The following is a 24,360-nucleotide window of genomic DNA, read 5'->3' on the forward strand; positions in this document are numbered from 1 at the left end:
CTCAGGTCGCCGGGCGAATGCATTTGATCAACGACTGCAACGAGTAACCCAGACGCGGCGCCAGGGCTTCGGCACGGGCCGTCAGCCCTTGCATGTCCAGTGCCTGATCAAGGTCGGACGGCACGAGCAGGATCACGTTGCCCTCCTTCACCGGCAATTCCCAGTAATGCCGGTGATAAAGCCCGCGCAGCAGCGCAGCGCCCAAGGGCTTGCCGTCATCGGTGGCCCACTGGTTGATCACCAGCCAGCCGCCCGGATTGAGGCGCTTCTGGCAGTTTTCCAGAAAGCCCCAGGCCAGATGCCCAACACCCGGCCCGACATCGGTGTAGAGGTCGACAAAAATCAGGTCGGCCGACTCGGCCGTCTCCAGCAGCTCGAGCGCATCGCCGATACGAATGTACAGACGGGGATCGTCATCCAGCCCCAGGTATTGGATGGCCAGACGCGGCACGTCCGGGCGCAGTTCAATGGCCTCGACGTCTTCCAGCGGCAGGAACTTCAGGCACGCCTGGGTCAGCGTACCGGCCCCCAACCCAAGAAACAGCGCGCTTTCCGGCTGCTCATGGCACAGGGCGCCAATCAGCATGGCGCGGGTGTAGTCATATTCGAGCCAGCTCGGATCAGCCGTGAACACGCAGCTCTGCTCGATCGCATCGCCAAATTCGAGAAAGCGATAATCCGCCACTTCCAGCACCCGGATCATGCCGAATTCATCATGCACCTCGGCGAGCAGATGCTCGACGCGCTCCTCAGTCATTTCATCTCCTGGTCGTTATCGGACGGATCCACGGCAACGCAATCATTCATTGCGCTCAGCGCGGCAAAGGCGCGATTGTCCGCCAAGCTTCGGGAACAGGTCACGCACTAATTACTGATAACATGAGGTCCCGAGCGTAAACACTAGAGACCGTGATGAGCCAACCCTGGAGTCCTGACAGCTGGCGCGCCCTGCCGATCCAGCAACAACCCCACTACCCTGACGCGGCGCATTTGCAGGCCGTCGAGCAAAGCCTGGCCAGTTATCCGCCGTTGGTGTTTGCCGGTGAGGCCCGGGAGTTGCGTCGTCAGTTCGCCGAAGTCACCCAAGGGCGGGCATTCTTGTTGCAGGGCGGTGATTGTGCGGAGAGCTTTGCCGAGTTTTCGGCAGCGAAGATCCGCGACACGTTCAAAGTCTTGCTGCAAATGGCGATCGTCATGACCTTCGCCGCCGGTTGCCCGGTGGTCAAGGTCGGGCGCATGGCCGGACAGTTCGCCAAGCCGCGCTCGGCCAATGACGAAACCATCAACGGCATCACCCTGCCGGCCTACCGTGGCGACATCGTCAATGGCATCGGCTTCGACGCAAAGAGCCGCGTACCGGATCCGGAACGCCTGCTGCAGTCCTACCACCAGTCCACCGCCACCCTGAACCTGCTGCGCGCCTTTGCCCAGGGCGGTTTTGCCGACCTGCATCAAGTGCACAAATGGAACCTGGACTTCATCGCCAACTCGGCGCTGGCCGAGAAATACAGCCACTTGGCCGACCGCATCGATGAAACCCTGGCCTTCATGCGCGCCTGCGGCATGGACAGCTCGCCGCAATTGCGCGAAACCAGTTTTTTCACCGCTCATGAAGCGTTGTTGCTCAACTACGAAGAAGCCTTTGTACGCCGCGACAGCCTGACCAACGACTATTACGACTGCTCGGCCCACATGTTGTGGATCGGTGACCGCACCCGCCAGCTCGACGGTGCCCATGTCGAATTCCTGCGCGGGGTGAACAACCCGATCGGGGTCAAGGTCGGCCCAAGCATGAACACCGACGATCTGATTCGCCTGATCGATGTGCTTAACCCGGACAACGACCCGGGCCGCCTGAACCTGATCGCCCGCATGGGCGCAAACAAGGTCGGCGACCATCTCCCGCCATTGATCCGCGCCGTGGAGCGCGAGGGCAAGAACGTACTCTGGAGCTGCGACCCGATGCACGGCAACACCATCAAGGCCAGCAGCGGTTACAAGACCCGGGATTTTGCGCAGATCCTTGGTGAGGTGAAGCAGTTCTTCCAGGTTCACGAAGCAGAAGGCACTTACGCCGGTGGCATTCACATCGAGATGACCGGGCAGAACGTCACCGAATGCATCGGCGGCGCACGACCGATCACCGAAGACGGTTTGTCGGATCGCTACCACACCCACTGCGATCCACGGATGAATGCCGATCAGTCGCTGGAGTTGGCGTTCCTGATTGCTGAAACCCTGAAGCAGGTTCGGCGCTGAGTCAGGCGGTCCCGGGCTAACTGATTCGCCACGAGCGCCGGATCAGTCACCGCCCATGCCGGCCAACGCCACCCGCAACCGCGCCGCACTGGCGCGCGGGCAATTGAGCTGAATCCGCGCCAGCCCCAGCCAATTCGCCAGCTGCCTCAGGTGCAGCGCCAACGCCAGCATCCCCTCCTCGTCCAGGCCTTGCTGCTCTTCATGGACCCCATGCACCGCCAGGCAGCCGAATGCCCGCTCTGCCCGAAGATCAACCCGCGCGGCAATCCGCTCACGGTGCAGGAACGGCAGCACGTAATAGCCATAAACTCGCTTGGCTGGCGGCGTGTAGATTTCCAGCCGATAGCGAAAATCGAACAACCGCTCGGTTCGACTGCGCTCCCAGATCAACGAATCAAACGGCGACAGCAATGCACTGGCAACCACAGTGCGCGGCACCGAAGGATCGGGCAGGCAATAGGCCGGTTGCTTCCAGCCCTGCACCTGGCACACCTGCAACTGGCCATTCTCGACCAGTTCGCCCAGCGCATGCCGACACGGCGCCAACTCCAGGCGAAAATAGTCGCGCAAGTCCTTTTCCGTACTGACTCCCAAGGCGCTGGCTGCGCGCAACAACAGCCCCTTCTGGGCTTCAGCTTCCCCGAGCAGGGGGTGCTGCAGGATCTGTGCGGGAATGACCCGCTCCGGCAAATCATAAAGACGCTCAAAGCCCCGGCGCCCCGCCACTGTCACTTCACCGGCGGCAAATAACCATTCCAGCGCATGCTTCTCGGCACTCCAGTCCCACCAAGGGCCAGCTCGTTCCTGGCGAGTGGACAAGCTGCCGGCACCGAGCGCCCCGCGCTCCTCAACCAGGGCCAGCACTCTACGAATGGTCACCTGTTGCTCCCGGCCGAAGACCGCCAGTTGCTGATAAATGCCCTGCCCTTGCGCTGCCCGTTGCATGCGCCAGCGCATCAGGGGATACATCGATAACGGCAGCAAGGAGGCCTCATGCCCCCAATACTCGAACAACGTCCGTCGCCGCCCCTGACTCCAGGCGGCCTGGTCAAGCAAGTCGGTTGAGTAATGGCCCAGGCGAGAGAACAAGGGAAGGTAATGCGAGCGCACCAGGGCGTTGACCGAATCGATCTGCAGGACGCCCAGCCGCTCGATCGACTGATTGAGCCGGGTTGACTTGACCGCCGCTGGCGGCTGGCGCCCGGAGAACCCTTGGGCGGTCAGCGCCAGGCGCCGGGCCTGTTTCAAGGAAAAGCAGAGAGAACCGTTCATTCGATAACTCGTGATGAAGGCTCCCTCCACCTTAGTGCCAGGTTCACAAAACGCCAATGAGCCCGGTCATCGCTGCAACGGATCATCCCAGAAAGGACGAGCATACTCCTTGAGCACATCCGCCCGGCTCAGGCCAATGTCCCGCAGCCGATCATCACTCATGCGAGCCAGCTCGGCACGATCCTGGCTCAGCTGTCGCCAGCGCCCCAACTGCGCCAAAGCCCTGCACAGCCCCTGGCTGGACGCACCCAGCGTCAATCGCAGTGCCCGGGTTCCCACACTCATTAGCTTCTGCTGTCGCTCCATGACGGTACTCCTCAGAATTGAGGGCGCAGTCTTGTACAGGTGCAGAATCGGGCCTAGGGAATGTCTATGACTGCCTGTTTCCTGATCGGCACAAGCTCCATGGCAAGGGCTTTCGCACGGTGCGATGAAGCAGTGACCGAACATTTCAACAGACGCTGGCGGTTACTTGCCCAGACCCATGGGATCCTCCCAGAAATGCCGCTCGGATTCCTGCTCGACATCCGCCCGGCTCAAGCCGATGTCTTTTAGCGCTTCATCGCTCAGGCTGGCCAACAGCGTGCGCTCACGGTAGAGCTGATGCCAGCGGGTGAGCTTGTCCAGCAGGTGGTGCAGAGAGAAGCCATGGTGTGAAAAATGGTCCAGCTGCACGTAGCCTTTTTGACCTTTCATCGTCTTGCCCTCCGTTGTGGATGGCTCAAGTCTCGCGCCAGGACTAAGATCAATCCAACGAATGTTTCTAATGAAACACATCTCGGAGATTGATCAATTGGCCTACCCCAGTATCGATACCGACGTCCTGCGCACCTTCGTCGCCATCGCCGACCAAGGCGGGTTCACCCGTGCTGGCGAGCTGGTCAACCGCACGCAATCGGCGGTGAGCATGCAGATGAAGCGCCTGGAAGAAGACGTGTTGCAGCGCCAGCTGTTTCAACGAGACGGCCGCCAGGTCAAACTGACCGCCGAGGGCCAGGTGCTACTGGGATATGCCCGGCGCATCCTCAAACTGCACAGCGAAGTGTTCAACACCCTGCGCGAGCCGCACATGGTTGGCACCGTGCGCATCGGCACGCCCGATGACTACGTGATGCGGTTTTTACCCGGCATCCTTTCGCGCTTTGCCCAGTCCTACCCACTGATTCAGATCGAAGTGCATTGCGAGTCGTCCAAACAGCTCCTGCTGCGCCAAGACCTCGACTTGTCGATCGTTACCCGCGAACCCGGCAGCGAGATCGGCCAATTGCTACGCAAGGAGCGCTTCGTCTGGGCCCAGGCGCAGTGCTACAACCCCATCGAACAAACCCCCTTGCCGCTGGCGATGTTCAACAGTGATTGCTTCTGCCGTCTCTGGGCCTGCAATGCGCTGGACGCTTCCGGACGCGAGTACCGGATCGCCTACAACAGTTCGAGCCTGTCGGCGATCATGGCGGTGGTCAGCGCAGGCCTGGCGATCACCGCGCAACTGGAGAGCCTCATTCCTCAAGACATGCGCATCCTCGGCGAGGCTGAAGGGCTGCCCCAGCTACCCGAGGCCAGCATCATGCTGGTGCGCAACCTGCATCACCCTTCGCCGATCACCGAGTGCCTGGCGGAACACATCGTCGAGGGCTTCAAACTTTAAAGGCGAGCATCACCGCACACAGCACGAGAAAACCGCAGAACAGCCCGCGCAGCCATCGCTCCGGCAGGGCATGGGCGATCCTCACGCCCCAGCTGATGCTCAGCAAACCACCGAGCGCCATCGGCAGTGCGATGCTCCAGTTCACTTGCTGGTGAACCGCATAGGTCACCAGGGTCACGCCGGTACTGGGCAAGGCCAACGCCAGCGACAACCCTTGGGCGACCACCTGGGTAGTGCCGAACAGGCTGGTGAGCACCGGTGTCGCCACCACCGCACCGCCCACGCCGAACAATCCACCCATGGCTCCGGAAGCTGCGCCCAGTACGCCCAACCACGGCCAGCCGTAACGCATCTGTCCAGTGGCCGGGGTGCTGGCCATGAACATTCGCAGCAGGTTGTACGCCGACAAGGCCACTAGAAAGGCGACAAACCCGATACGCATCACCTGGGCATCAATCCCGACCGCCCAGATCGAGCCGAGCCAGGCGAAGCAGAACCCCATCGAGGCCAGCGGCAACGCATGACGCAGTTCGATACGATTGCGTTGGTGATAGCGCCACAGCGCCAGCATGACATTCGGCACCACCATCACCAGCGCGGTACCTTGTGCCAACTGCTGGTCCAGACCGAACAGCACTCCGAGCACAGGAATGGCGATCAAGCCACCGCCAATTCCGAACAAGCCACCCACGGTGCCGAGTGCGGCCCCTAGTGCCAGATAGATCATTAATTCAATCACGGGCGATTTCCTCTCGCATCAGGCAATACATGCTACGCAGTCAGCTCTGGCGGGGAAACGCACAGCAACGCACAATGGCTATGCCAACTTAGCACAAGCACAGCACCATGAATCCGAACGCACTCACCGATCAACTGGGGCTTTTTCTCGACGTACTGGAAACCGGCAGCTTTTCGGCCGCCTCTCGCCGCCATCCGCTGACACCTTCAGCCGTGGCCAGGCGCATAGACAGCCTGGAGAACGCCCTCGGCAGCCAGTTGTTCGTACGCAGTACCCACGCCGTGCGTGCCACGCCCGCCGGGCTGGCGTTTGCCGAGCGGGCACGGCGGATCGTCAGCGAATTGCGCCTGGCCCGCGCCGAGGCCGCATCCATGAGCAGCGCGCCGGAAGGCCTGATCCGGGTCGACGCGCCCGCTGCATTCGGACGTCGGCACCTGGCACCGGTGATCGCCGATTTCCTGGGGCTGTACCCCGGGCTGGACGTGCAATTGCACTTGATCGACAGCTTCGTCGACATGCACGGCTCGAACCTGGGCAAGGTCGATCTGGTACTGCGCGCCGGGCAAATGGCAGACACACGCATGGTCGCCACCCCGCTGGCCTGCATGGTGCGGATTGCCTGCGCCAGCCCGGCCTACCTCAAGCGTCGCGGTACACCCCGCCATCCGGGAGAGTTGCGTGAGCACGATGGCCTCGACTGGGCGGGCCTGGCGCCGCCCTTCGCCTGGCGCTTCGAAGTGGATGGGCAACTGCAATTGCATCGCCCGTCACGCATTCGCCTGAGCGCCAACAACGCCGAAGCCCTGCTCTACGGAGCCCTCGCCGGCCTGGGCATCGCCCACCTGCCCACCTGGTTGTGCGGCGAATACTTGTTGCGCGGTGAATTGCTGCCGCTGTTTTGCGAAGGCGGTTTGCCGAACCCGGAAAACACCGGCATCTACGCTTTACGCCTCGAGCAGCAGGCCAGTTCGCGTAGTCGCTTGTTGCTGGAATACCTCAAGAGCCGCTTCAGCCCGGTGCCCCCCTGGGATATGGCGCTGCAACGAGACTTCGGCCGGCTCTAGCTGAAAATTATCTGGCGCATTAAACACTCGCCCGCTAGATTCATGACGATCACCGATCAAGGCCAAGACATGACCCCTCCTCGCAACACCCCGGACAACTGCGACAACCTACTGCTGGATAACCAGCTGTGCTTTGCCCTGCACTCCACGTCACTGCTGATGACCAAGGTCTACAAACCCCTGCTGCAAGCGCTTGGCCTGACCTACCCGCAATATCTGGCAATGATGGTGTTGTGGGAACGGGACGGGCTGACCGTCGGCGAAATCAGTCACCGCCTGCTGACCGACCCCGGTTCGCTGACGCCCTTGCTCAAGCGCCTGGAAGCAGAGGGCCTGCTGAGCCGCACCCGCAGTCGTGAAGATGAGCGGGTGGTCATCGTCGAGCTCACCGAACAAGGCCGGGCGTTGCGAGACCAAGCCCGTGACATTCCGCCCTGCATTCTCGGCGCCAGCGGCCAGACCCTGGAGCAAATGCGCAAGCTGCAGGCCGATCTGCAGAACCTGCGCAGCCATCTGCAAGACAGCCTCTGACACCCCCGCTGCCTGGCAGCGGTCTAGCAGGCGAACACAGTCATGCGGTGCTCCTGATACACCGCCTGTACTGCCAAACCAGCCTCCCCCCAAAAACCGCGCAGATCGGTAGATACCATTTCGCTCGAGCCAATCGAAAAAATATCTTGCGCGCAAGATATTTGAGCGATACATTTATTTGGCGATTACTTAGCGCGCAAACCTTTAGCGCAAAAAACGTAAACTCCGAAGAGGCTCATACCATGCAAACGCTCTATACCGCTGTTGCAACCGCTACCGGTGGCCGTGATGGCCGCGCCGTTTCCAGTGACAACATCCTCGACGTCAAGCTCGCCACCCCGAAAGAACTGGGCGGAGCCGGCGGTGCGGCGACCAACCCCGAACAACTGTTCGCTGCCGGTTATTCGGCATGCTTCATCGGCGCACTGAAATTCGTCGCCAGCCAGACCAAGCGCAAGATTCCCGATGACGCCTCGATCACAGCTCATGTCGGCATCGGTCAGATTCCTGGTGGCTTCGGCTTGGACATCGACCTGCATGTCAGCCTGCCAGGCCTGGAGCAGAGCGATGCCCAAAACCTGGTCGATGCCGCGCACCAGGTCTGCCCTTACTCCAATGCCACTCGCGGCAACGTCGACGTTCGCCTGCACGTCACCGTTTAAGTGCTCGTACCGATCAGACGCGCACAAAAAAGCCCGACTCAATGGTCGGGCTTTTTCTTGCCTACAAGAACTGCACTTATTTAGCACGGCCTTTGTAAGAACCGCCTTCGCGGGTATCGATCTCGATCATATCGCCGATTTCGATGAAGTCAGCAACCGACAGCTCGGTACCGTTCTTCAGTTTGGCAGGCTTCATCACCTTGCCGGAAGTGTCACCGCGAGCGGAACCTTCGGTGTAGTCAACCTGACGCACGATAGTGGTCGGCAGCTCTACGGAAACCAGACGGTCTTCGAAGAATACGGCTTCGCAAACGTCGGTCATGCCTTCTTCCACGAATGGCAGAACGCTTTCGATGTCTTCGGCGTTCAGCTCGTACATGGTGTAGTCGGTGGTGTCCATGAACGTGTAGGTGTCGCCGCTGATGAAGGACAGGGTCGCTTCTTTGCGGTCGAGGATCACGTCGTCCAGTTTGTCGTCAGCGCTGTAAACGATCTCGGTCTTGTAACCGGTCAGCAGGTTTTTCAGCTTGGTCTTCATGATCGCGCTGTTACGACCGGACTTGGTGAATTCAGCTTTCTGAACCAGCCAAGGGTCGTTTTCGAGACGGATCACCGTACCGGGTTTCAGTTCTTTACCAGTTTTCATTGCGAATATCCGAATTTGGATGGGATTTACAAAAATCTAGGCCGCGTATCATATCCAATTTAGGTAAAACTGCACCAGCGCCGCAGCAAGATCGGCTTGCAAAGCCTGTTCCAGACACCATGCCTGGGCGTGATTTTGCAGTTCTGGCCAGTGCTCCCGTGCCGCAGCCCATGCCGGGGCCATTCCTTCACCCGTGTTCCACGCTCGCCACAACCCCTCTAGCGCCGTGCGCGCCGCGGGCGACAGGCGTTGGGTATAGAGCGCCAGAAAAGCTTCAAGCTTGTCGAGGTGGATGTCTTCTTCCTGCTGATAAATATGCCACAACATCGGACGAGCGGCCCACTGCGCCCGGACGAATGAGTCCTCTCCACGCACCGCGTTGAAATCACAGCTCCACAGCAGCAGGTCATACTGATCCTGCCGGACGAACGGCAGCACTTGCACGGTCAGGGCACCCCGTACCTCCCGGGCCCCGACCGACAATCCGTCGACACCCAGCCAGCGCGACACATCGCCGAGGATTCGTCCTTCGGGCACCAGCAGATGAGTGGCTCTTGCGCCGGCCGCCATGACATCCAGCCAATCGGCCAGACCAGCGTTCTCATAAGCAAAGAGCGAGATCAACTCTGCCCCTTCGGCACGCTCGACACCCAGCCCTTGCAAGAACGCCTGCCGGGCGTGCGGGTCGGCCTGGAATTGCTCGCGGCGCAGCAGTAGATCGCGCTCGCGCAGCAGGCCTCCAGTACCGGCCTGGAAGCCCGGGAAGAAAAAGTACTTTTGCACATGCTTGTGCTTCACCGACGGCAGGCCATGGCAACCGACGATCCAGTCCTCGGCACTCAGGTAATCCAGGTTCATCCACAGCGGGGTGGTTTCACGGGCCGCCATTGCCTCCATATAAGCACCGGGCAACTGACAGGCAAATGCCGCGATCACCACGTCGGCGGCATCCGTCGGCTGCCAGTGCGACGGCCAATGACACACTTCGACGCCCTGCTGCCATTGCCGCGCCATGTTAATGTCCAGCTCTGGGCACAGGCGTTCGAACGCACGCAAGTCGTCGACCCACAGACGCACCGAACAATGATGCTCGGCCACCAACTGTCGGGCCAGGCGCCAGGTCACGCCGATGTCGCCGTAGTTATCGACAACCGTGCAAAAAATATCCCAGTCGACTTTCATTCCGGGCTCCGTGGGGCAAAGACCTCAATTGTCCGCATAAATCGTCGTGCGCAGAAGTGCCAAGGTCGATTAATCTTCATGCGACAATCATCGATTGCCCGACATCCGCGCCAGGAGGCCGTCATGCCCTACCGCCCACCCGCTCGTCGCACGCTGGCCATCACGCTCGATCCACGGCAATTGATTGTCAGCATCGCGCTGGGTCTATGGCTGGGATTCCTGGCCATCGCACTGACCTGCTGGCTATTGTCGATGGTCTTGCCCGGCGAGCAACTGGCTCCTTTGGCCGAAGCGACCCGGCAACTGACGCAGCCCAAACCATCGGCGGTCGAACCTGCGCCCGCGCTGTTCGAGCAGTACCAGGAAAATCTGCGCAAACAGGCGCAGCAGCAGTCGCTCGATCAGGCTCGCAGCAACACCCGCAACCTGTCCAACCCCAAATGCCAGTTCTGGCTGCAACAAGACCAGACGGCCCCCAACGAAAAAAGTCGTGCCAATGTCCTGCAATTCTGCGATTGATCATGAATAAACAAACGGTCCACCAACTGATTCTGGAAAAGCTCTCAGCCGATCTCGAGATTGCCCGGCGCGCGGCACAAACCGCCTACGAAACCGCCACCCATGAAGAAAACATAGCCGAAAACAAGTACGACACCCTGGGCCTGGAGGCGTCCTACCTGGCGGCAGGCCAGGCCAAGCGCGTGGAGGAAATTCGCCAGGCGCTGGTGCTTTGCCAGAACATGAACCTGGGGGCCTATAACGCTCAACAAGGCATCCAGGTCGGCACCCTGCTCGGTCTTGAAGACGAAAACGGGCGCCAGCAATGGCTGTTTCTGGCTCCCGACGGGGCGGGGTTGAAGGTCTGCCTGGTGGGGCAGCCGATTACCGTCATCACCCCGCACTCACCGCTGGGCAAAAGCCTGGTGGGCAAGTTCGAGGATGATGAGGTAGAAATTGTGGTGGCGGGCACTCGGCAACAGTTCACTGTCACCGAGGTGCTTTAGTGAACCGGTAGCTCAACGTCGGCGAACAGCTCTTCCAGTTCCTGTTTGTTGTGGCACTGGATGGCTTTGGCCATGACGTCACGGGTCAGATGCGGGGCGAACTTCTCGATGAAATCGCACATGAACCCACGCAGGAATGTCCCGCGGCGGAAACCGATCTTGGTCACGCTGGATTCGAACAGTTCGCTGGCATCGAGCACCACCAGGTCGTTGTCGAGCTTGGTGTCGACCGCCATCTTGGCCACGATACCGACGCCCAGGCCCAGGCGGACATAGGTCTTGATCACGTCGGCGTCGGCCGCGGTGAACACCACTTTCGGGGTCAGGCCACGGTGACTGAACGCTTCGTCGAGCTTCGAGCGGCCAGTGAAACCGAACACGTACGTCACGATCGGGTACTCGGCCAGGGCTTCGAGGCTCAGCTTCGGCAGCTTGGTCAACGGGTGCCCCTGGGGCACGACCACGCAACGGTTCCAGCGGTAGCACGGCATCATCACCAGGTCACCGAACAGCTCCAGGGCTTCGGTGGCGATGGCGAAATCCACGGTGCCGTCGGCGGCCATTTCGGCGATCTGCATCGGCGAGCCCTGGTGCATGTGCAGGGCAACGTCAGGGTATTGCTTGATGAAATTACTGATGACCGGCGGCAGCGCGTAACGTGCCTGGGTGTGGGTGGTGGCGATCGACAGGGTGCCTTTCTTCTCGTTGGAGAACTCCTGGGCAATCTGCTTGATGCTTTCGACCTTGCGCAGTATCTCGCCAGCGGTGGTGATGATGCGCTCACCGGCAGGGGTCACTCGGGTCAGGTGCTTGCCGCTGCGTGCGAAGACCTCGACGCCCAATTCGTCTTCCAGCAGACGGATCTGCTTGCTGATGCCCGGCTGCGAGGTGTACAGGCTTTGGGCGGTAGCGGAAACGTTGAGGTCGTGGTGCGCCACTTCCCAGATGTAGCGCAATTGTTGAAGCTTCATATGAATCCCTCAAAGCAGATAGACGCCACGGGCATCAGCGACGATATATAACTATATGAATGGCCTGAAGAATAAATCTAGAACTTTTTCATCAAAAGGCCAGCGTTCTCGCCTCAAATATCTCCGTGGCGTCGGCGTTGCGACAAGGGCACCAGGTAAACCGGGACCTGGGACAGTTGCAAGACCCGCGCGGCCGTGCGCCCCAACGGCGTTTCGCCCCCTGCCCCATGGCTGTGGCTACCCAGGATCAACAAGTCCACCGAGAGCTTCTGTGCCTGCTCGAGAATGACCTGCGACGGGTCGCCCTGAAACACTCTGACCGATTGAATCAGCGCCAGGTCCTGCTGCCCCTCCCCCAACTCTTCGCGAAAACTGTCGAGTACGCGCTGCTCGATATTGGCCATCACTGTACTCAAGCCCTGGCTGTGAAATTCGTTCAGGGCCTGCTCATCCAGATAGCTCTGCAACACCGATTCGGCAAACAGACCCATGGGTTCAACGGCGTGCACTACATACAGATCGGCTCTGAATGTCCGAGCCAGCGCCAGTGCATGTTGCATCACAAAGGGAGCGTATAGGCCGAGGTCAGTGGCATACAGAATCGAATGAATCATGTGGCCTCCTCGAATGCCAAGATGGCGGAGCTTGATTCAGCTTAGCAGTGCCACAGCGAGTACGACATTCCGGGTAAAGCGTTGAACAAAGGGCTTAAACCTTCAGTTCATTGCTGATGCCATGGGGCACATGACCGGTGGCCACCACCTCGCGTGCCAGCTCGCAATGACCCGCCTGATCGTCGAAAAACACATCGGCGGCAAAGGCCTCGAGAAAGGCCGACTTGGTCAGGCCGCCGAGAAACAGCGATTCATCGAGTCGGATATCCCACTCGCGCAGCGTACGAATCACTCGCTCATGGGCCGGCGCCGAACGGGCTGTCACCAAGGCCGTGCGGATCGGGCAACGGTCTTCGGGAAACTCCCGTTGCAAGGCATTGAGTGCAGCCAGAAACCCCTTGAACGGACCACCGCGCAACGGTTCTCGTGCTGCCTGACGTTCACTGGCCTGAAAGGCTTCCAGGCCACCGGCCTGATAGACCCGCTCCGACTCATCGGAAAACAGCACCGCGTCACCATCGAAGGCGATGCGCAATTCCTCGCTGGCGGCACGGCTGGCACCCCCGGACAGAATGGTCGCCGCGGCAAACCCCGCGTCCAGTGCACTGCGCACATCGTCGGCATGCGTGGAGAGAAACAGGTCGCAGCCGAACGCCTTGAGATACGGGTACGGGCTTCGCCCACCGACAAACGCCGCCCGGGAAATCGCCAGCCCGTAATGGTGGATCGAATTGAACACGCGCAGACCGGTGTCGGCACTGTTGCGCGACACCAGCACCACCTCGACCCGCGCCTTGCCCAGGCTGGCATTGAGGTTGAGCAGCTTTTGCACCAGGGGGAAGGCATCGCCCGGCTCGAGGATTTCGTCTTCGTGTTCGATCTGATATTGCCGGTACGCCTCGACGCCACTGGCCAGATAGACCTGATGGCTGTCACTCAGGTCGAACAGCGCCCGCGAAGAAATCGCCAACACCAGTCTGTTGTCTATCCCGTTTGCCATGCGTACTCCCCCTGGCTGAAAGACTCAGCCGTTACGCCCGTCGATAAAGCTCAGGGCCTGATACAAGGCTTCGATTTTCGGTAGCGAACAACCGGCAGCCTTGGCCGCCGCCAAGGGCCTTTCATAGATGGCGGCCAGTTCCAGCGGTCGTTTATTCAGGTAATCGTGGTACATGCTCGGCCAGTAATCGGGCATGTGCTCGGTGACCTTGAACAAATGCTCGGCGTACCCCGCTGGCATGCTGTAGCCACACGCCTGCGCCCCCTGCACCACTTCGGCCATCAATGCCTGGATCAGCTGACGGCTGTTTTCATCCGCCATCAATGGCGTGGTGCTCGCACCGAGCAATACCGACAAACCGTTGTATGGGACATTCCAGACCAGTTTCTGCCAACGCGCCTGCGCAAGATTGGCCATGGCCTGGGAATCAAGACCGGCGGCACGGAACAAGCCCGCGCCCTGTTCCACAATCTGCTGACGCGCAGGCTCCTCCGCCTGCGCCGGGCCACTGTGGTAACCCAGGTGTACGGCACCCAGCGCCTGGTGCTCGATCACCCCGGGACCTGCGCGATGCACACAGATGAAACACAGGCCGCCCAACAGGTGCAGGCTGTCCGGCAGCGCATCGCGCAGACTGTCTTCGACATCCAGGCCGTTTTGCAGCAACAGCACCTTGGCATCGGCTGCGGCGGCCTTGATGATCGTCGGTGCCAACGCGGCATTGCCGGTGGTCTTGGTACCGACCAGCAACCAGTCACAGAGCGGCATGTCCTCAGCCGAGGAATAAGCCTGGACCGGGTTCAGGGTCACGGCACCGTACGGCGCACTGTTGAGTTGCAGGCCGTGTTCAGCCACCGCCGAAAATTCGCTGCGCAGTAGAAAATGCACGTCGAACCCGGCTTTCGCCAGCATCACGCCGTAGAAGCCACCAATCGCCCCGGTACCGATAATGCCGATTTTCGGCTTTTGAATCGTTGCACTCATCACGGTAACTCCTCTGGATCCCGACTCAGCGCCAGCCCCACCGCCGTGTTCAATTCGGTGCGGGTCAAGCGCGACTGTAGCGCCCCATAAAACTCACCGTCGCGCACCACAAACAGCGACGGCAAATGAAAGACCTGATATCGCTCCACCACCCCACCGTTATCGCCGGCATCGATCCAGCACAGTTGATCGATATCCAGCGCCTGGCGGGGCAGTTGCTGACGCGCCCAGCGACAACCGGAGCAGCCCACGCTGGTGAAAATCACCAGGGAAATGCCCTTCATCGCCAACAACCGCTGGTCGGCATCGAAATCGGTCAGTTCCCATTCGACCACTATACTGGGGAGAACGCTGTCGAATGACCGACACTTGGAGTCCGTGTTCATGGGGCGTTTCATTCCTCATCCTGATGACGTGCCCGTCGAGTTAACGTTGCGCAAGCACCAGTGTATTTCTCGGCAAGAGTTGCACTCTATCAGTCTCGGAGGCGTGGCTTGCAATTACCACCGCGCCTGGCGCAAGGGAACGGCACTGGAAGTGCGAATGCCGACCCTGAGTGAAAATGTCTGCTACCTGGGCTATGTGGCCTGGTGCCTGCGACGAAAGCATGGCTATCTGGTGGGGATCGCCTTCATCGACGAGCAAACCCTGTTCAAGGCGCGGATGGGCGAACAGGTCTGCCAGATCGAACGTTACTACCGGCAACAGGAACGCCAGCGCGAACAGCAAGGCATCCAGGCCCTGGCCCTCGAATGGGTCGACCAGCATGCCACGGAGTACTCCCAGGAGACCGTTCACCAGGCTTTTGTGCAGCCAGCACTGGATTAAACCCGCGCCTGCCCATTGTCGAGCAACAGCGTAACGCGCTAAGGTTCGGCTCCCCGCTGCGCTTAAATCATGCTGTGCTCCGCCGCGCGGGGATCGCTGGCGGCCGGCACCCGTGACCTGACGAGTAACACGATGGCTGATTTACCGATCAATGACCTAAACGTCGCCTCCAACGAGACGCTGATCACCCCTGACCAGCTCAAGCGTGATATCCCTTTGAGCGATGCCGCCCTGCGCACCGTGACCAAGGGCCGCGAAGTGATTCGCAACATCCTGGATGGCACCGACCACCGCCTGTTCGTCGTCATCGGGCCCTGCTCGATCCACGACATCAAGGCCGCACACGAATATGCCGAGCGCCTCAAGGTGCTCGCCGCTGAAGTGTCCGATACCCTGTACCTGGTCATGCGGGTCTATTTCGAAAAGCCACGTACCACCGTCGGCTGGAAAGGCCTGATCAACGACCCGTACCTGGACGACTCCTTCAAGATTCAGGACGGTCTGCACATCGGTCGTCAGTTGCTGCTGGACCTGGCCGAAATGGGCCTGCCAACAGCGACCGAAGCCCTTGACCCGATCTCCCCGCAGTACCTGCAGGACCTGATCAGCTGGTCGGCCATTGGCGCGCGCACCACCGAATCCCAGACTCACCGTGAAATGGCCTCGGGCCTGTCTTCGGCCGTCGGCTTCAAGAACGGTACCGATGGCGGCCTGACCGTAGCCATCAACGCCCTGCAATCGGTTTCCAGCCCGCACCGTTTCCTGGGGATCAACCAGGAAGGCGGCGTGTCGATCGTGACCACCAAAGGCAATGCCTACGGCCACGTGGTGCTGCGCGGCGGCAACGGCAAGCCAAACTACGACTCGGTCAGCGTCGCGCTCTGCGAGCAAGCGCTGAACAAGGCCAGGATCAAGCCGAACATCATGGTCGACTGCAGCCACGCCAACTCCAACAAGGACCCGGCACTGCAACCCCTGGTGATGGAGAACGTGGCCAACCAGATCCTGGAAGGCAACCAGTCGATCATCGGCCTGATGGTCGAAAGCCATTTGAACTGGGGTTGCCAGGCGATCCCCAAGGACCTCGCCGAACTGCAGTACGGTGTGTCGATCACCGATGCCTGCATCGACTGGTCCGCGACCGAAAACACCTTGCGCAGCATGCATGCCAAGCTCAAGGACGTGCTGCCCAAGCGTGAACGCACCTGATCGGCATGTGCCGCACACAAAAACGCCGGGCTTAGCCCGGCGTTTTCATGAGTGCCCCTGATCAGAGCTTGGCGGCATGGCGCTGATGACGCTCCATGTAGCGCTCCACGTAGGAACACGAAGGGATGACGGTGTAACCCATTTGTTCCGCATACTCGAGCGCCTGCTCGGTCAACGCGGCGGCAATGCCTCGGCCACGCAGCGCGTTGGGCACGAACGTGCGATAGATATCCAGGGTCTGCTTGCCCAGGTCCATATAGGTCAGGTAGGCACGATGACCGTCCACAATGGTCTCGAACTGATGACCAGCCTGGTCATGGTGGATGGACAACGCCTCGCTCATCACTGCTCCTCGCGGGTCTTGAATTGACCCCTACCTTACCGATGTTTTTCCGGCGAAGGAACCTCTGCGCCACCCCGTGCCTGTCTGGACACCGAGAAAAGGCCGTACCGATCTCGCGCAGTCTTGCACGTATCAAATAGTAGGCACCAATGGCACAAATGCTCAAGGCGCACTCGTCATGACCGCGCGTGCACTGGATCGGCACGGGGCACACCGAGGGGGCTCGACCGAAGATTCTCCCGGGCCGGGCGCCTGAACATTGCCGGATATTGAGACTTGAGACGAGCGTCGGTAGTTAAAGTCACCTCTAACATGCAAACTCGCGTGAGGCGCTCCGCAAATCGTCAACAAAAGTGTAGACGAATCAATAAAGACCGACTTTAGCCCCATACTGCGAAACAGGCACCTGGGCAGGTTGTGCGTTTCAAGCAGGTCGCTCAGGGCGGGCATCCCGGCTGCATACTTTTTATACAGTGCGATTAAAAGTTGCTCGAAAAAGAATCAGCGCCTACAATTTTTTTTGCTTCTTGCGCTACGTCAGTTTACTTACTAAAAGTAATGGGTAGTATGTACGCCGGCTGTTTCCTCACTCTGAGGTGATAGCTATTTAATAGAAAGTCCTTGAAGGGGAACACGATGAACAACGTTCTGAAATTCTCTGCTCTGGCTCTGGCCGCAGTTCTGGCTACCGGTTGCAGCAGCGTATCGAAAGAAACCGAAGCACGTCTGACTGCTACTGAAGACGCAGCAGCTCGCTCCCAGGCTCGTGCAGACGAAGCTTACCGTAAAGCTGATGAAGCTCTGGCTGCTGCTCAAAAAGCACAACAGACTGCTGACGAAGCTAACGAGCGTGCTCTGCGCATGCTGGAAAAAGCTAGCCGCAAGTAATAATCCCTCGGGATTATTATCAAGCCGACCCAGTTTCTGGGTCGGCTTTTTTATGGCCTGCGGTTTCTTGAAGCCATAAAAAAACCCGCCGAAGCGATGTCGCCCCGGCGGGTTGTTTGAAGCGCTTACTGCAGCTCGAGCGGCGCGCTGGTGACCATGGGTGCCGTGGTGTTCGGCACTGCAATCTCTACCGGCAGGCCATCTTCGGCAGCGACCACGTCGCGCACCACATCCCAGTTCATGCGCATGTTACCGGTGATGTCTTCACGCTTGAGCATGGCGTTGATCACCGAGGTGTGTTTGTCGACCACCGACGGGTTGCCCTTGTCGTCGATCGGCGTATGCGCCTCCAGATAGACCTTGCCACCGCTCACGCCCAGCTTGTACGGGTCGTTGAGGATGCGCACGGAAGTGCCCACCGGCACCATGCTGGCCATTTCCAGGACGTTATTGTTGAACATGCGGAAGCAGCCGTGGCTGGTGCGCATGCCGATGCCGAACTTCTTGTTCGAGCCATGGATCAGGTAGCCAGGCGTGCCCAGGGTGAACTTGAAGGGCCCCAGCGGGTTGTCCGGACCGGCCGGCACGACGTTTGGCAAAGGGTCGCCATCGGCCGCGTGCTCAGCCTTGATCGAGGCTGGCGGGGTCCAGGTCGGGTTCGGCGTCTTGGCAACGATGCTGGTGTGGGCAATCGGCGAGCCCCAGCCTTCACGACCAATACCCAGCGGGAAGGTGTAGACCACGTTCCGACCCTTGGGGTAGTAGTACAGGCGGTACTCGGCCAGGTTGATCACGATGCCTTCACGTGGGCCAGGCGGCAGAATGAAGCGCGTCGGCAGAATGATTTCGGTACCCGCTCCTGGCAACCATGGGTCGACACCCGGGTTGGCCGCGACCATTTCCGAATAACCCAGGTCATAGGTGGTGCCCAGATCAGCGAAGGTATCTTCGTACTTGGCCTTGACCACCTGCACCTGACCGACGATATCTTCGCCCGGTGGCGGTAAAGGCAGCTCCAACGCTGCAACGGGACCTGCCACGCACAAGGCGGCAAGAGACAGGCAGCGGGCGACGGCAGGAAAACGCGGCAACATCCGGAAAATCCTTTGCATGATCAACAGAGGGTATAAAAGACCGATTGTACACTGACACCCGGGGAATCGGGGAGCCGGGCCGACGGCCCGCCCCCGCTGGAGTGTTACAGCTCGAAACGCAACTCGGGCCAGATCGGCGAGGTACCGCGCTTTTGCGACTCGAGAATCGCCCGGCACAACGAGCACAGACGCTGGTCCTGGAACACCGTGCGGTCGACGCTCGACCAGCGCGGTTGCGCCGGCAACAAGCTGCCGCACAAGGTACGGTCGGCCGAGCCGCCCAACTCCAGTTGACGCGTCACCAGATGCACCCGGACCTCCTGGCAGGCGAACAGATCCAGCTGCTCGTCAGGCTCGATCAGTTGGTAGGCAAACAGGGACCAGGCAGAACGCGGCATCGGGGGCTCCAAATCAGGGGGGCGCCACATTAGCCGAAAGACTGCCGCTAGAAAAGCGTCACAGCAGCGGTTTTAGCGTAGGCCAGACATTTTCCAGCAACTTGTCCTGCGCCGCGACCGCCGGGTGGATGCCATCGGCCTGCATCAGCTCGGGATTGCCGCCGATTCCCTGCAGGAAAAACGGCACCAGCGGGACGTTTTTCTGTTCCGCCAGGTTGCTGTAGACCTTCGCGAAAGCCTCGGTGTAGCGCACCCCATAATTAGGCGGCAGTTGCATGCCCAACAACAGCACCTTGGCACCACTGGCCCTGGCGCTGTCGATCATCGACGCAAGATTTTGTTGCAATTGTGTAGGCGGCTGTCCGCGCAGGCCGTCATTGCCCCCCAACTCCAGCACGACCAGTTCAGGCTTATGCTCTGCAAGCAGCGCCGGCAGCCGCGCCTGGCCTCCTGCACTGGTATCGCCACTGATGGAGGCATTGACCACCTTATCGCTGAAACCCTCTTGTCGCAGCCGCTGCTCAAGCAACGACACCCACCCCTGCCGGGTATCCAGGCCGAAAGCGGCGCTGATACTATCGCCAACGATCAGGACTGTACCCGCCGCTGCGTTCTGGGCCATGCACATCAAGGCCAGGCCAGCACTCAAAAACCACACACGCATCGGACTCTCCATGGGCGCAAGCATTCTCACTGCGCGGAACCTTAGCAAAGTGGTTCCCAGCGCGGAAGGTGAACTGACCATCCTGCATCAACTCAGCCTGGAACTGAACAAGGGCGACAGCCTGGCCATTGTCGGCAGCTCCGGTTCCGGCAAATCCACCCTGCTGGGGCTGTTGGCCGGCCTCGACCTGCCCAGCAGCGGCGAGGTCACCCTGGCGGGCCAGGCCCTGGGTAACCTGGACGAGGACCAGCGCGCGCGCATCCGCGCCGAGCATGTCGGCTTCGTGTTCCAGTCCTTCCAGCTGCTCGACAGCCTCAACGCCCTGGAAAACGTCATGCTGCCGCTGGAACTCGATGGCCGCAAGGATGCCCGCGAGCGCGCCACTGAACTGCTGCGTCGCGTCGGCCTCGGCCAGCGCCTGAGCCATTCGCCGCGCCAGCTCTCAGGTGGCGAGCAACAGCGCGTGGCGATTGCCCGGGCCTTTGCCGCCGAGCCCGACGTGCTGTTTGCCGACGAGCCCACTGGCAACCTCGACACCCACACCGGCGAGCACATCAGCAACCTGCTGTTCGACCTCAATAAAGAAAGCGGCACGACCCTGGTGCTGGTCACCCACGACGAACGCCTGGCCCATCGCTGCCACCGCCTGATCCGCCTTGAAGCCGGCCTGTTGGTCGCCCCCCTGGAGCCTTGATGGCACGCTTGCCGCTGTTGCGCCTGTTCAGCCTCGCCATTCGCCAATTGATGCGCGATGCCCGTGCCGGAGAACTGCGGGTGTTGTTCTTCGCCCTGCTGGTGGCCGTCGCGGCAAGCACCGCCATCGGTTACTTCGGCGCACGCCTCAACGGCGCGATGCTGCTGCGCGCCACCGAGTTCCTCGGCGCCGACCTGCTGCTCGAAGGCAGTTCACCGGCCCGAGCGGAGCAGATTCAGAGCGGCAAGGCGCTGGGCCTGCAACACGCTCAGGTGGTGGAGTTTTCCAGTGTCATCGCCACCGACAAGGGCATTCAGCTGTCGAGCATCAAGGCCGCCGATGAGGTCTACCCGCTCCGGGGCCAGCTGAAAAGCGCGCCCGCCCCGTTTGCCCCCGAGGAAACGGGCGGCGGTCCAGAACCGGGCGAAGCCTGGGTCGAGGCGCGCTTGCTGACGGCGCTGGACCTGAAGATCGGCGACAGCATCGACGTCGGCATGAAAACCCTGCGCCTGAGCCGCGTCCTGACCTACGAACCGGATCGGGCCGGCAACTTCTACAGCCTCACGCCCCGGGTAATGATCAACCTCGCCGATCTGGACGCGACCGGCGTGGTGCAGCCCGGCAGCAGGGTCAGCTACCGCGAACTGTGGCGCGGCGAAGCCTCGGCACTGGAAGCTTATCGACAAGGGATCAAGCCGGGGCTGGCGGCCAACCAGCGCCTGCAGGACGCCCGCGACGGCAACCGACAGATCGGCGGTGCCCTGGGCAAGGCCGAGCGCTACTTGAACATGGCCAGCCTGGTGGCGGTGCTGTTGTCGGGCGTCGCCGTCGCGCTCTCGGCCACCCGCTTTGCCACTCGCCGCTTCGACGCCAGCGCCCTGTTACGCTGCCTTGGCTTGTCGCGTCGGGAAACCTTGCTGCTGTTCAGCCTGCAACTGGCGGTGCTCGGCCTGCTGGCCAGCATCAGCGGCGCCCTTCTCGGCTGGCTGGCCCAGCTTGGCTTGTTCGCGCTGCTGCATGACCTGCTGCCCACCGATGTCCCGCCAGGGGGATTGCTACCGGCCATTGCCGGGATAGGCACCGGCCTGGTCGCGCTCGCCGGTTTTGCCCTGCCGCCGCTGGCCGCCCTCGGTCGCGTTCCGCCGCTTCGCGTCCTGCGCCGCGACATGCTGCCGATTCCATCCAGCACCTGGATGGTCTATGGCGCCGCCTTGGTGGCCCTGGCACTGATCATGTGGCGCTTGAGTCTGGACCTGTTGCTGACGTTCGCCCTGCTGGGGGGCGGTATCATCGCCGCCCTGGTGCTCGGTGGCCTGTTGCTGCTGGTGCTCAAAAGCCTGCGTCGCCTGCTGGTCGGCGCACCGCTGGCCTGGCGCCTGGGCCTGGGCCAGTTGCTGCGCCACCCGCTGGCGGCGGCAGGCCAGTCCCTGGCCTTCGGATTGATCCTGTTGTCGATGGCGCTCATCGCCCTGCTGCGTGGCGAGCTGCTGGACACCTGGCAAAACCAGCTGCCGAAGAACGCCCCCAACTACTTCGCGCTCAATATCCTGCCGGCCGACAAACAAGCCTTCACCGATCGCCTGATCAACCTCTCCGCTCAATCGGCGCCGCTGTACCCGGTGGTACCGGGACGGCTGATCAGTATCAATGGCGAGCCGGTGCAGGGCATCGTCAGCAAGGACTCCCAGGGTGATCGGGCGATCCAGCGCGACCTGAGCCTGACCTGGGCCGCCGAATTGCCGGCGGGCAACAGCATTACCGCAGGCAACTGGTGGCCAGCACAGCCTGCGGACGACATACCCGGGGTGTCGGTCGAGGGCAAAGTCGCCGAGAGCCTGAAACTCAAACTCGGCGACCACATGGTCTTCACCGTCGGCGGGGTCAATCGCGAAGCGCGGGTCACCAGCCTGCGCAACATCAACTGGGACAACTTCCAGCCGAACTTCTTCATGATCTTCCAACCCGGCACCCTGAAGGACCTGCCGGCGACCTACCTCACCAGTTTTTACCTGGCGCCCGGTCACGACGCGCAGATCGTCGAGCTGTCACGGGCCTTTCCGGCGGTGACCATCCTGCAGGTCGAAGCCTTGCTCGCCCAACTGCGCAGCATCCTTGAACAAGTCACGCTGGCGGTGGAATACGTGCTGCTGTTCGTCCTCGCGGCGGGCATGGCGGTGCTGTTTTCCGGCTTGCAGGCAACCCTCGATGAACGCATTCGCCAAGGCGCACTGTTACGGGCCCTGGGGGCCGAACGGCAACTGCTGGTCAAGGCACGGCGCATCGAGTTTGGCTTGCTGGGTGCCGTCAGCGGCCTGCTCGCCGCACTCGGTTCGGAGCTGGTGAGCCTGGTGCTTTACCGTTATGCCTTTGATCTGGCCTGGCACCCCCATCCCTGGTTGCTGCTATTGCCGGTGATCGGTGCCTTGCTGGTCGGTGGTGCCGGGGTATTTGGAACACGTCGTGCGCTGAATGCCAGCCCACTGACAGTCTTGCGCGAGGGTTGATAAACTCGAGGCCTTCTCACCAAAAGAAATCGCAATGAGCCGCTATCGCCCTCCCCGTCCTGCCGGCACCGCCCTCATCACGCCCGAGGGCGAGGCCCGGATGCGTGCCGAGTTCCATGAGCTCTGGCATGTACGTCGCCCTCAGGTCACCCAGTCGGTCAGCGAAGCCGCCGCCCAGGGCGACCGTTCTGAAAATGCCGAGTACACCTACGGCAAGAAGATGCTGCGCGAAATCGACAGCCGCGTGCGTTTTCTCACCAAACGGCTGGAAGCGCTCAAGGTGGTCAGCGAAAAACCCAGCGATCCGAACAAGGTGTACTTTGGCGCTTGGGTGACCATCGAGGATGAAGATGGCAAGCAGTCACGCTACCGGATCGTCGGCCCGGACGAACTGGACCTCAAGCAAGGCTTGATCAGCATCGACTCGCCCCTGGCGCGTGCCCTGATCGGCAAGGCCCTGGACGCCGAAGTCCGGGTCCAGACGCCTACTAGCGAGCAGTTCGTCTACATCGTCGCCATCGATTACCCCTGAGTCAGCGACGGGCAATCAGCCCCTGGCGGGCAACACGCGTCAGTTGCCTGATCACTTCGACCGCCTCTTCGGCACTGGGCGACTGAATCACCGCCAGGTCGAAGCTGTCGCTGGCAAAGCGCGCCAGCGATTCACCGTCCTCGACAAACTGGATCAGGAACGCCGCCGGGCCGCCATTGCGACGCGGCCAGCCGTCCAGATAACGCAAGAGCGTGGGCTGATGATTACCGCCAAGGAGGATTTTCGGGTTGCGTTGGGTCAGGTGAGCCGTGATCGGCGCGGGACGTACGGGAGGGCGAAGTGCATTCATGATGTCGTGTCTCTGCCTCAAAAGTCTGCATGGCAGGTGAGAGGCAACACCGAACCAGCGCTTTAGCGGTATTTCGAAGCCTGTTTCAAGCTTCTATCGGCAACTGAATGAGTCACCTGGCGCCCCGCAAGTAGCTGTTTAAATCGGCGCATGGCAGCATCCTAGAGAAGCCGACGGGACAGTGTCAAGAATCCCGGATCGAGTAGGAGGCGGTTTCACAACCGCCGTCCTCTCACACCACCGTACATACGGTTCCGTATACGGCGGTTCAGGTTATGCGGCTAAGCCGGTTAATCGTTTCCAGTATTGAGACAAGCCCCAGC

30 protein-coding genes are annotated in these 24,360 nt (G+C 60.9%); 13 read left to right on the forward strand and 17 right to left on the reverse strand.

The window, feature by feature from the left end; genetic code table 11:
* Position 1 precedes the first annotated feature (1 nt).
* Positions 2-757 carry a spermidine synthase gene (locus CKW29_RS15810; protein WP_095143868.1) on the reverse strand — a complete coding sequence of 252 codons (756 nt, stop codon included), beginning with the start codon at positions 755-757 and terminating at the stop codon, positions 2-4.
* Positions 758-912: 155 nt separating this feature from the next.
* On the opposite strand from CKW29_RS15810, the gene CKW29_RS15815 reads away from it, so the two are divergent.
* The gene (locus tag CKW29_RS15815; protein ID WP_095143869.1) at positions 913-2,259 is read left to right on the forward strand and encodes a class II 3-deoxy-7-phosphoheptulonate synthase; all 1,347 of its coding nucleotides are present in this window, start codon (positions 913-915) and stop codon (positions 2,257-2,259) included.
* 42 nt (positions 2,260-2,301) lie between these two features.
* Here CKW29_RS15815 and CKW29_RS15820 read toward each other — a convergent pair whose 3' ends face one another.
* From CKW29_RS15820 to CKW29_RS15830, 3 genes are all read right to left on the reverse strand, one after another.
* Positions 2,302-3,531, reverse strand: a complete 1,230-nt coding sequence (locus CKW29_RS15820) for a winged helix-turn-helix domain-containing protein (RefSeq protein ID WP_095143870.1) — start codon at positions 3,529-3,531, stop codon at positions 2,302-2,304.
* Between the two features lie 66 nt (positions 3,532-3,597).
* Positions 3,598-3,837, reverse strand: a complete 240-nt coding sequence (locus CKW29_RS15825) for a DUF1127 domain-containing protein (RefSeq protein ID WP_256577022.1) — start codon at positions 3,835-3,837, stop codon at positions 3,598-3,600.
* Between the two features lie 162 nt (positions 3,838-3,999).
* On the reverse strand, positions 4,000-4,227 hold the full coding sequence (locus tag CKW29_RS15830; RefSeq protein ID WP_095078670.1) for a DUF1127 domain-containing protein: 228 nt from the start codon (positions 4,225-4,227) through the stop codon (positions 4,000-4,002).
* 70 nt (positions 4,228-4,297) lie between these two features.
* Here CKW29_RS15830 and CKW29_RS15835 point away from each other — a divergent pair, with 70 nt between their 5' ends.
* Positions 4,298-5,176, forward strand: a complete 879-nt coding sequence (locus CKW29_RS15835) for a LysR substrate-binding domain-containing protein (protein ID WP_176465272.1) — start codon at positions 4,298-4,300, stop codon at positions 5,174-5,176.
* On the opposite strand, the gene CKW29_RS15840 is transcribed toward CKW29_RS15835, so the two are convergent.
* Entirely contained in the window at positions 5,166-5,903 is a 738-nt protein-coding gene (locus tag CKW29_RS15840; protein ID WP_371850641.1) for a sulfite exporter TauE/SafE family protein, read from the reverse strand. The genes CKW29_RS15835 and CKW29_RS15840 overlap by 11 nt on opposite strands.
* 119 nt (positions 5,904-6,022) lie before the next feature.
* On the opposite strand from CKW29_RS15840, the gene CKW29_RS15845 reads away from it, so the two are divergent.
* The 3 genes from CKW29_RS15845 (at position 6,023) to CKW29_RS15855 (ending at position 8,172) form a co-directional block, all read left to right on the forward strand.
* Positions 6,023-6,979 (forward strand): LysR family transcriptional regulator, encoded by a 957-nt coding sequence (locus CKW29_RS15845; protein WP_095148821.1) that lies wholly within the window; start codon positions 6,023-6,025, stop codon positions 6,977-6,979.
* Positions 6,980-7,048: 69 nt separating this feature from the next.
* Entirely contained in the window at positions 7,049-7,510 is a 462-nt protein-coding gene (locus CKW29_RS15850; RefSeq protein ID WP_095144067.1) for a MarR family winged helix-turn-helix transcriptional regulator, read from the forward strand.
* Between the two features lie 242 nt (positions 7,511-7,752).
* Positions 7,753-8,172: an organic hydroperoxide resistance protein gene (locus CKW29_RS15855; protein ID WP_095143874.1), complete on the forward strand. Its 420-nt coding sequence runs from the start codon at positions 7,753-7,755 to the stop codon at positions 8,170-8,172.
* Positions 8,173-8,248: 76 nt separating this feature from the next.
* Here CKW29_RS15855 and CKW29_RS15860 read toward each other — a convergent pair whose 3' ends face one another.
* Both CKW29_RS15860 and earP read right to left on the reverse strand, forming a co-directional pair.
* Positions 8,249-8,818 carry an elongation factor P gene (locus CKW29_RS15860; RefSeq protein WP_002554550.1) on the reverse strand — a complete coding sequence of 190 codons (570 nt, stop codon included), beginning with the start codon at positions 8,816-8,818 and terminating at the stop codon, positions 8,249-8,251.
* A gap of 48 nt (positions 8,819-8,866) precedes the next feature.
* Positions 8,867-10,000, reverse strand: a complete 1,134-nt coding sequence (gene earP, locus CKW29_RS15865; RefSeq protein ID WP_095143875.1) for an elongation factor P maturation arginine rhamnosyltransferase EarP — start codon at positions 9,998-10,000, stop codon at positions 8,867-8,869.
* Between the two features lie 123 nt (positions 10,001-10,123).
* Between earP and CKW29_RS15870 the strand changes: the two genes are divergently transcribed.
* Positions 10,124-10,519 carry a hypothetical protein gene (locus CKW29_RS15870; RefSeq protein ID WP_095143876.1) on the forward strand — a complete coding sequence of 132 codons (396 nt, stop codon included), beginning with the start codon at positions 10,124-10,126 and terminating at the stop codon, positions 10,517-10,519.
* Between the two features lie 2 nt (positions 10,520-10,521).
* Positions 10,522-11,004 carry a GreA/GreB family elongation factor gene (locus tag CKW29_RS15875; protein WP_095143877.1) on the forward strand — a complete coding sequence of 161 codons (483 nt, stop codon included), beginning with the start codon at positions 10,522-10,524 and terminating at the stop codon, positions 11,002-11,004.
* Here the strand turns inward: CKW29_RS15875 and cysB are convergent.
* The 5 genes from cysB to CKW29_RS15900 all read right to left on the reverse strand — a co-directional run bounded on the left by cysB (position 11,001) and on the right by CKW29_RS15900 (position 14,959).
* Positions 11,001-11,975: an HTH-type transcriptional regulator CysB gene (cysB, locus tag CKW29_RS15880; protein WP_095143878.1), complete on the reverse strand. Its 975-nt coding sequence runs from the start codon at positions 11,973-11,975 to the stop codon at positions 11,001-11,003. The genes CKW29_RS15875 and cysB overlap by 4 nt on opposite strands.
* Before the next feature lie 113 nt (positions 11,976-12,088).
* Positions 12,089-12,589 (reverse strand): universal stress protein, encoded by a 501-nt coding sequence (locus tag CKW29_RS15885; RefSeq protein WP_095078661.1) that lies wholly within the window; start codon positions 12,587-12,589, stop codon positions 12,089-12,091.
* 94 nt (positions 12,590-12,683) lie between these two features.
* Entirely contained in the window at positions 12,684-13,589 is a 906-nt protein-coding gene (locus tag CKW29_RS15890) for a 5'-nucleotidase (protein ID WP_095078660.1), read from the reverse strand.
* Positions 13,590-13,613: 24 nt separating this feature from the next.
* Positions 13,614-14,573, reverse strand: a complete 960-nt coding sequence (locus tag CKW29_RS15895) for a putative 2-dehydropantoate 2-reductase (RefSeq protein ID WP_095148822.1) — start codon at positions 14,571-14,573, stop codon at positions 13,614-13,616.
* Positions 14,573-14,959, reverse strand: coding sequence for a thioredoxin family protein (locus CKW29_RS15900; protein ID WP_095148823.1), 387 nt, complete (start codon positions 14,957-14,959; stop codon positions 14,573-14,575). The genes CKW29_RS15895 and CKW29_RS15900 overlap by 1 nt, the downstream gene beginning before the upstream one ends.
* Here CKW29_RS15900 and CKW29_RS15905 point away from each other — a divergent pair.
* Together CKW29_RS15905 and CKW29_RS15910 are read left to right on the forward strand one after the other, a co-directional pair.
* On the forward strand, positions 14,958-15,401 hold the full coding sequence (locus CKW29_RS15905; protein WP_095148824.1) for a PilZ domain-containing protein: 444 nt from the start codon (positions 14,958-14,960) through the stop codon (positions 15,399-15,401). The two genes, CKW29_RS15900 and CKW29_RS15905, sit on opposite strands and share 2 nt — an antisense overlap.
* Positions 15,402-15,533: 132 nt before the next feature.
* Positions 15,534-16,610, forward strand: a complete 1,077-nt coding sequence (locus tag CKW29_RS15910) for a 3-deoxy-7-phosphoheptulonate synthase (protein ID WP_095148825.1) — start codon at positions 15,534-15,536, stop codon at positions 16,608-16,610.
* Between the two features lie 61 nt (positions 16,611-16,671).
* Here CKW29_RS15910 and CKW29_RS15915 read toward each other — a convergent pair whose 3' ends face one another.
* Positions 16,672-16,953, reverse strand: coding sequence for a GNAT family N-acetyltransferase (locus tag CKW29_RS15915; RefSeq protein WP_095143882.1), 282 nt, complete (start codon positions 16,951-16,953; stop codon positions 16,672-16,674).
* A 636-nt stretch (positions 16,954-17,589) separates the two neighbouring features.
* Between CKW29_RS15915 and oprI the strand changes: the two genes are divergently transcribed.
* Positions 17,590-17,841 carry an outer membrane lipoprotei OprI gene (gene oprI, locus CKW29_RS15920; protein WP_003172710.1) on the forward strand — a complete coding sequence of 84 codons (252 nt, stop codon included), beginning with the start codon at positions 17,590-17,592 and terminating at the stop codon, positions 17,839-17,841.
* A 125-nt stretch (positions 17,842-17,966) separates the two neighbouring features.
* Here the strand turns inward: oprI and CKW29_RS15925 are convergent, their stop codons facing one another.
* From CKW29_RS15925 to CKW29_RS15935, 3 genes are all read right to left on the reverse strand, one after another.
* Positions 17,967-18,935, reverse strand: coding sequence for a L,D-transpeptidase family protein (locus CKW29_RS15925; RefSeq protein ID WP_095148826.1), 969 nt, complete (start codon positions 18,933-18,935; stop codon positions 17,967-17,969).
* Between the two features lie 104 nt (positions 18,936-19,039).
* Positions 19,040-19,333 carry a hypothetical protein gene (locus CKW29_RS15930; RefSeq protein ID WP_095078654.1) on the reverse strand — a complete coding sequence of 98 codons (294 nt, stop codon included), beginning with the start codon at positions 19,331-19,333 and terminating at the stop codon, positions 19,040-19,042.
* 58 nt (positions 19,334-19,391) lie between these two features.
* Positions 19,392-19,997, reverse strand: coding sequence for an arylesterase (locus CKW29_RS15935; protein WP_095143884.1), 606 nt, complete (start codon positions 19,995-19,997; stop codon positions 19,392-19,394).
* 10 nt (positions 19,998-20,007) lie between these two features.
* Here CKW29_RS15935 and CKW29_RS15940 point away from each other — a divergent pair, with 10 nt between their 5' ends.
* The 3 genes from CKW29_RS15940 to greB are packed head-to-tail and all read left to right on the forward strand — an operon-like array spanning position 20,008 to position 23,727.
* Positions 20,008-20,691 (forward strand): ABC transporter ATP-binding protein, encoded by a 684-nt coding sequence (locus tag CKW29_RS15940; protein WP_095143885.1) that lies wholly within the window; start codon positions 20,008-20,010, stop codon positions 20,689-20,691.
* Positions 20,691-23,195: an ABC transporter permease gene (locus CKW29_RS15945; RefSeq protein ID WP_095148827.1), complete on the forward strand. Its 2,505-nt coding sequence runs from the start codon at positions 20,691-20,693 to the stop codon at positions 23,193-23,195. The genes CKW29_RS15940 and CKW29_RS15945 overlap by 1 nt, the downstream gene beginning before the upstream one ends.
* Before the next feature lie 34 nt (positions 23,196-23,229).
* Complete coding sequence (greB, locus tag CKW29_RS15950) at positions 23,230-23,727, forward strand: transcription elongation factor GreB (protein WP_095143887.1); 498 nt, start codon at positions 23,230-23,232, stop codon at positions 23,725-23,727.
* A 1-nt stretch (position 23,728) separates the two neighbouring features.
* Here the strand turns inward: greB and CKW29_RS15955 are convergent, their stop codons facing one another.
* A complete protein-coding gene (locus CKW29_RS15955) occupies positions 23,729-24,037 on the reverse strand; it encodes a hypothetical protein (RefSeq protein ID WP_095143888.1) in 309 nt (102 codons plus the stop codon).
* Positions 24,038-24,360 lie beyond the last annotated feature (323 nt).

The sequence above is a fragment of the Pseudomonas sp. Irchel s3a18 genome, from assembly GCF_900187535.1.
GTDB lineage: Bacteria > Pseudomonadota > Gammaproteobacteria > Pseudomonadales > Pseudomonadaceae > Aquipseudomonas.

Bases quoted from the DNA above. Each gene is read 5' to 3' on its own strand.
- CKW29_RS15810 (WP_095143868.1), bottom strand. From the start codon at position 757: ATGACTGAGGAGCGCGTCGAGCATCTGCTCGCCGAGGTGCATGATGAA.
- CKW29_RS15815 (WP_095143869.1), top strand. From the start codon at position 913: ATGAGCCAACCCTGGAGTCCTGACAGCTGGCGCGCCCTGCCGATCCAG.
- CKW29_RS15820 (WP_095143870.1), bottom strand. From the start codon at position 3,531: ATGAACGGTTCTCTCTGCTTTTCCTTGAAACAGGCCCGGCGCCTGGCG.
- CKW29_RS15825 (WP_256577022.1), bottom strand. From the start codon at position 3,837: ATGGAGCGACAGCAGAAGCTAATGAGTGTGGGAACCCGGGCACTGCGA.
- CKW29_RS15830 (WP_095078670.1), bottom strand. From the start codon at position 4,227: ATGAAAGGTCAAAAAGGCTACGTGCAGCTGGACCATTTTTCACACCAT.
- CKW29_RS15835 (WP_176465272.1), top strand. From the start codon at position 4,298: ATGAAACACATCTCGGAGATTGATCAATTGGCCTACCCCAGTATCGAT.
- CKW29_RS15840 (WP_371850641.1), bottom strand. From the start codon at position 5,903: ATGATCTATCTGGCACTAGGGGCCGCACTCGGCACCGTGGGTGGCTTG.
- CKW29_RS15845 (WP_095148821.1), top strand. From the start codon at position 6,023: ATGAATCCGAACGCACTCACCGATCAACTGGGGCTTTTTCTCGACGTA.
- CKW29_RS15850 (WP_095144067.1), top strand. From the start codon at position 7,049: ATGACCCCTCCTCGCAACACCCCGGACAACTGCGACAACCTACTGCTG.
- CKW29_RS15855 (WP_095143874.1), top strand. From the start codon at position 7,753: ATGCAAACGCTCTATACCGCTGTTGCAACCGCTACCGGTGGCCGTGAT.
- CKW29_RS15860 (WP_002554550.1), bottom strand. From the start codon at position 8,818: ATGAAAACTGGTAAAGAACTGAAACCCGGTACGGTGATCCGTCTCGAA.
- earP (WP_095143875.1), bottom strand. From the start codon at position 10,000: ATGAAAGTCGACTGGGATATTTTTTGCACGGTTGTCGATAACTACGGC.
- CKW29_RS15870 (WP_095143876.1), top strand. From the start codon at position 10,124: ATGCCCTACCGCCCACCCGCTCGTCGCACGCTGGCCATCACGCTCGAT.
- CKW29_RS15875 (WP_095143877.1), top strand. From the start codon at position 10,522: ATGAATAAACAAACGGTCCACCAACTGATTCTGGAAAAGCTCTCAGCC.
- cysB (WP_095143878.1), bottom strand. From the start codon at position 11,975: ATGAAGCTTCAACAATTGCGCTACATCTGGGAAGTGGCGCACCACGAC.
- CKW29_RS15885 (WP_095078661.1), bottom strand. From the start codon at position 12,589: ATGATTCATTCGATTCTGTATGCCACTGACCTCGGCCTATACGCTCCC.
- CKW29_RS15890 (WP_095078660.1), bottom strand. From the start codon at position 13,589: ATGGCAAACGGGATAGACAACAGACTGGTGTTGGCGATTTCTTCGCGG.
- CKW29_RS15895 (WP_095148822.1), bottom strand. From the start codon at position 14,573: ATGAGTGCAACGATTCAAAAGCCGAAAATCGGCATTATCGGTACCGGG.
- CKW29_RS15905 (WP_095148824.1), top strand. From the start codon at position 14,958: ATGGGGCGTTTCATTCCTCATCCTGATGACGTGCCCGTCGAGTTAACG.
- CKW29_RS15900 (WP_095148823.1), bottom strand. From the start codon at position 14,959: ATGAACACGGACTCCAAGTGTCGGTCATTCGACAGCGTTCTCCCCAGT.
- CKW29_RS15910 (WP_095148825.1), top strand. From the start codon at position 15,534: ATGGCTGATTTACCGATCAATGACCTAAACGTCGCCTCCAACGAGACG.
- CKW29_RS15915 (WP_095143882.1), bottom strand. From the start codon at position 16,953: ATGAGCGAGGCGTTGTCCATCCACCATGACCAGGCTGGTCATCAGTTC.
- oprI (WP_003172710.1), top strand. From the start codon at position 17,590: ATGAACAACGTTCTGAAATTCTCTGCTCTGGCTCTGGCCGCAGTTCTG.
- CKW29_RS15925 (WP_095148826.1), bottom strand. From the start codon at position 18,935: ATGTTGCCGCGTTTTCCTGCCGTCGCCCGCTGCCTGTCTCTTGCCGCC.
- CKW29_RS15930 (WP_095078654.1), bottom strand. From the start codon at position 19,333: ATGCCGCGTTCTGCCTGGTCCCTGTTTGCCTACCAACTGATCGAGCCT.
- CKW29_RS15935 (WP_095143884.1), bottom strand. From the start codon at position 19,997: ATGCGTGTGTGGTTTTTGAGTGCTGGCCTGGCCTTGATGTGCATGGCC.
- CKW29_RS15940 (WP_095143885.1), top strand. From the start codon at position 20,008: ATGGGCGCAAGCATTCTCACTGCGCGGAACCTTAGCAAAGTGGTTCCC.
- CKW29_RS15945 (WP_095148827.1), top strand. From the start codon at position 20,691: ATGGCACGCTTGCCGCTGTTGCGCCTGTTCAGCCTCGCCATTCGCCAA.
- greB (WP_095143887.1), top strand. From the start codon at position 23,230: ATGAGCCGCTATCGCCCTCCCCGTCCTGCCGGCACCGCCCTCATCACG.
- CKW29_RS15955 (WP_095143888.1), bottom strand. From the start codon at position 24,037: ATGAATGCACTTCGCCCTCCCGTACGTCCCGCGCCGATCACGGCTCAC.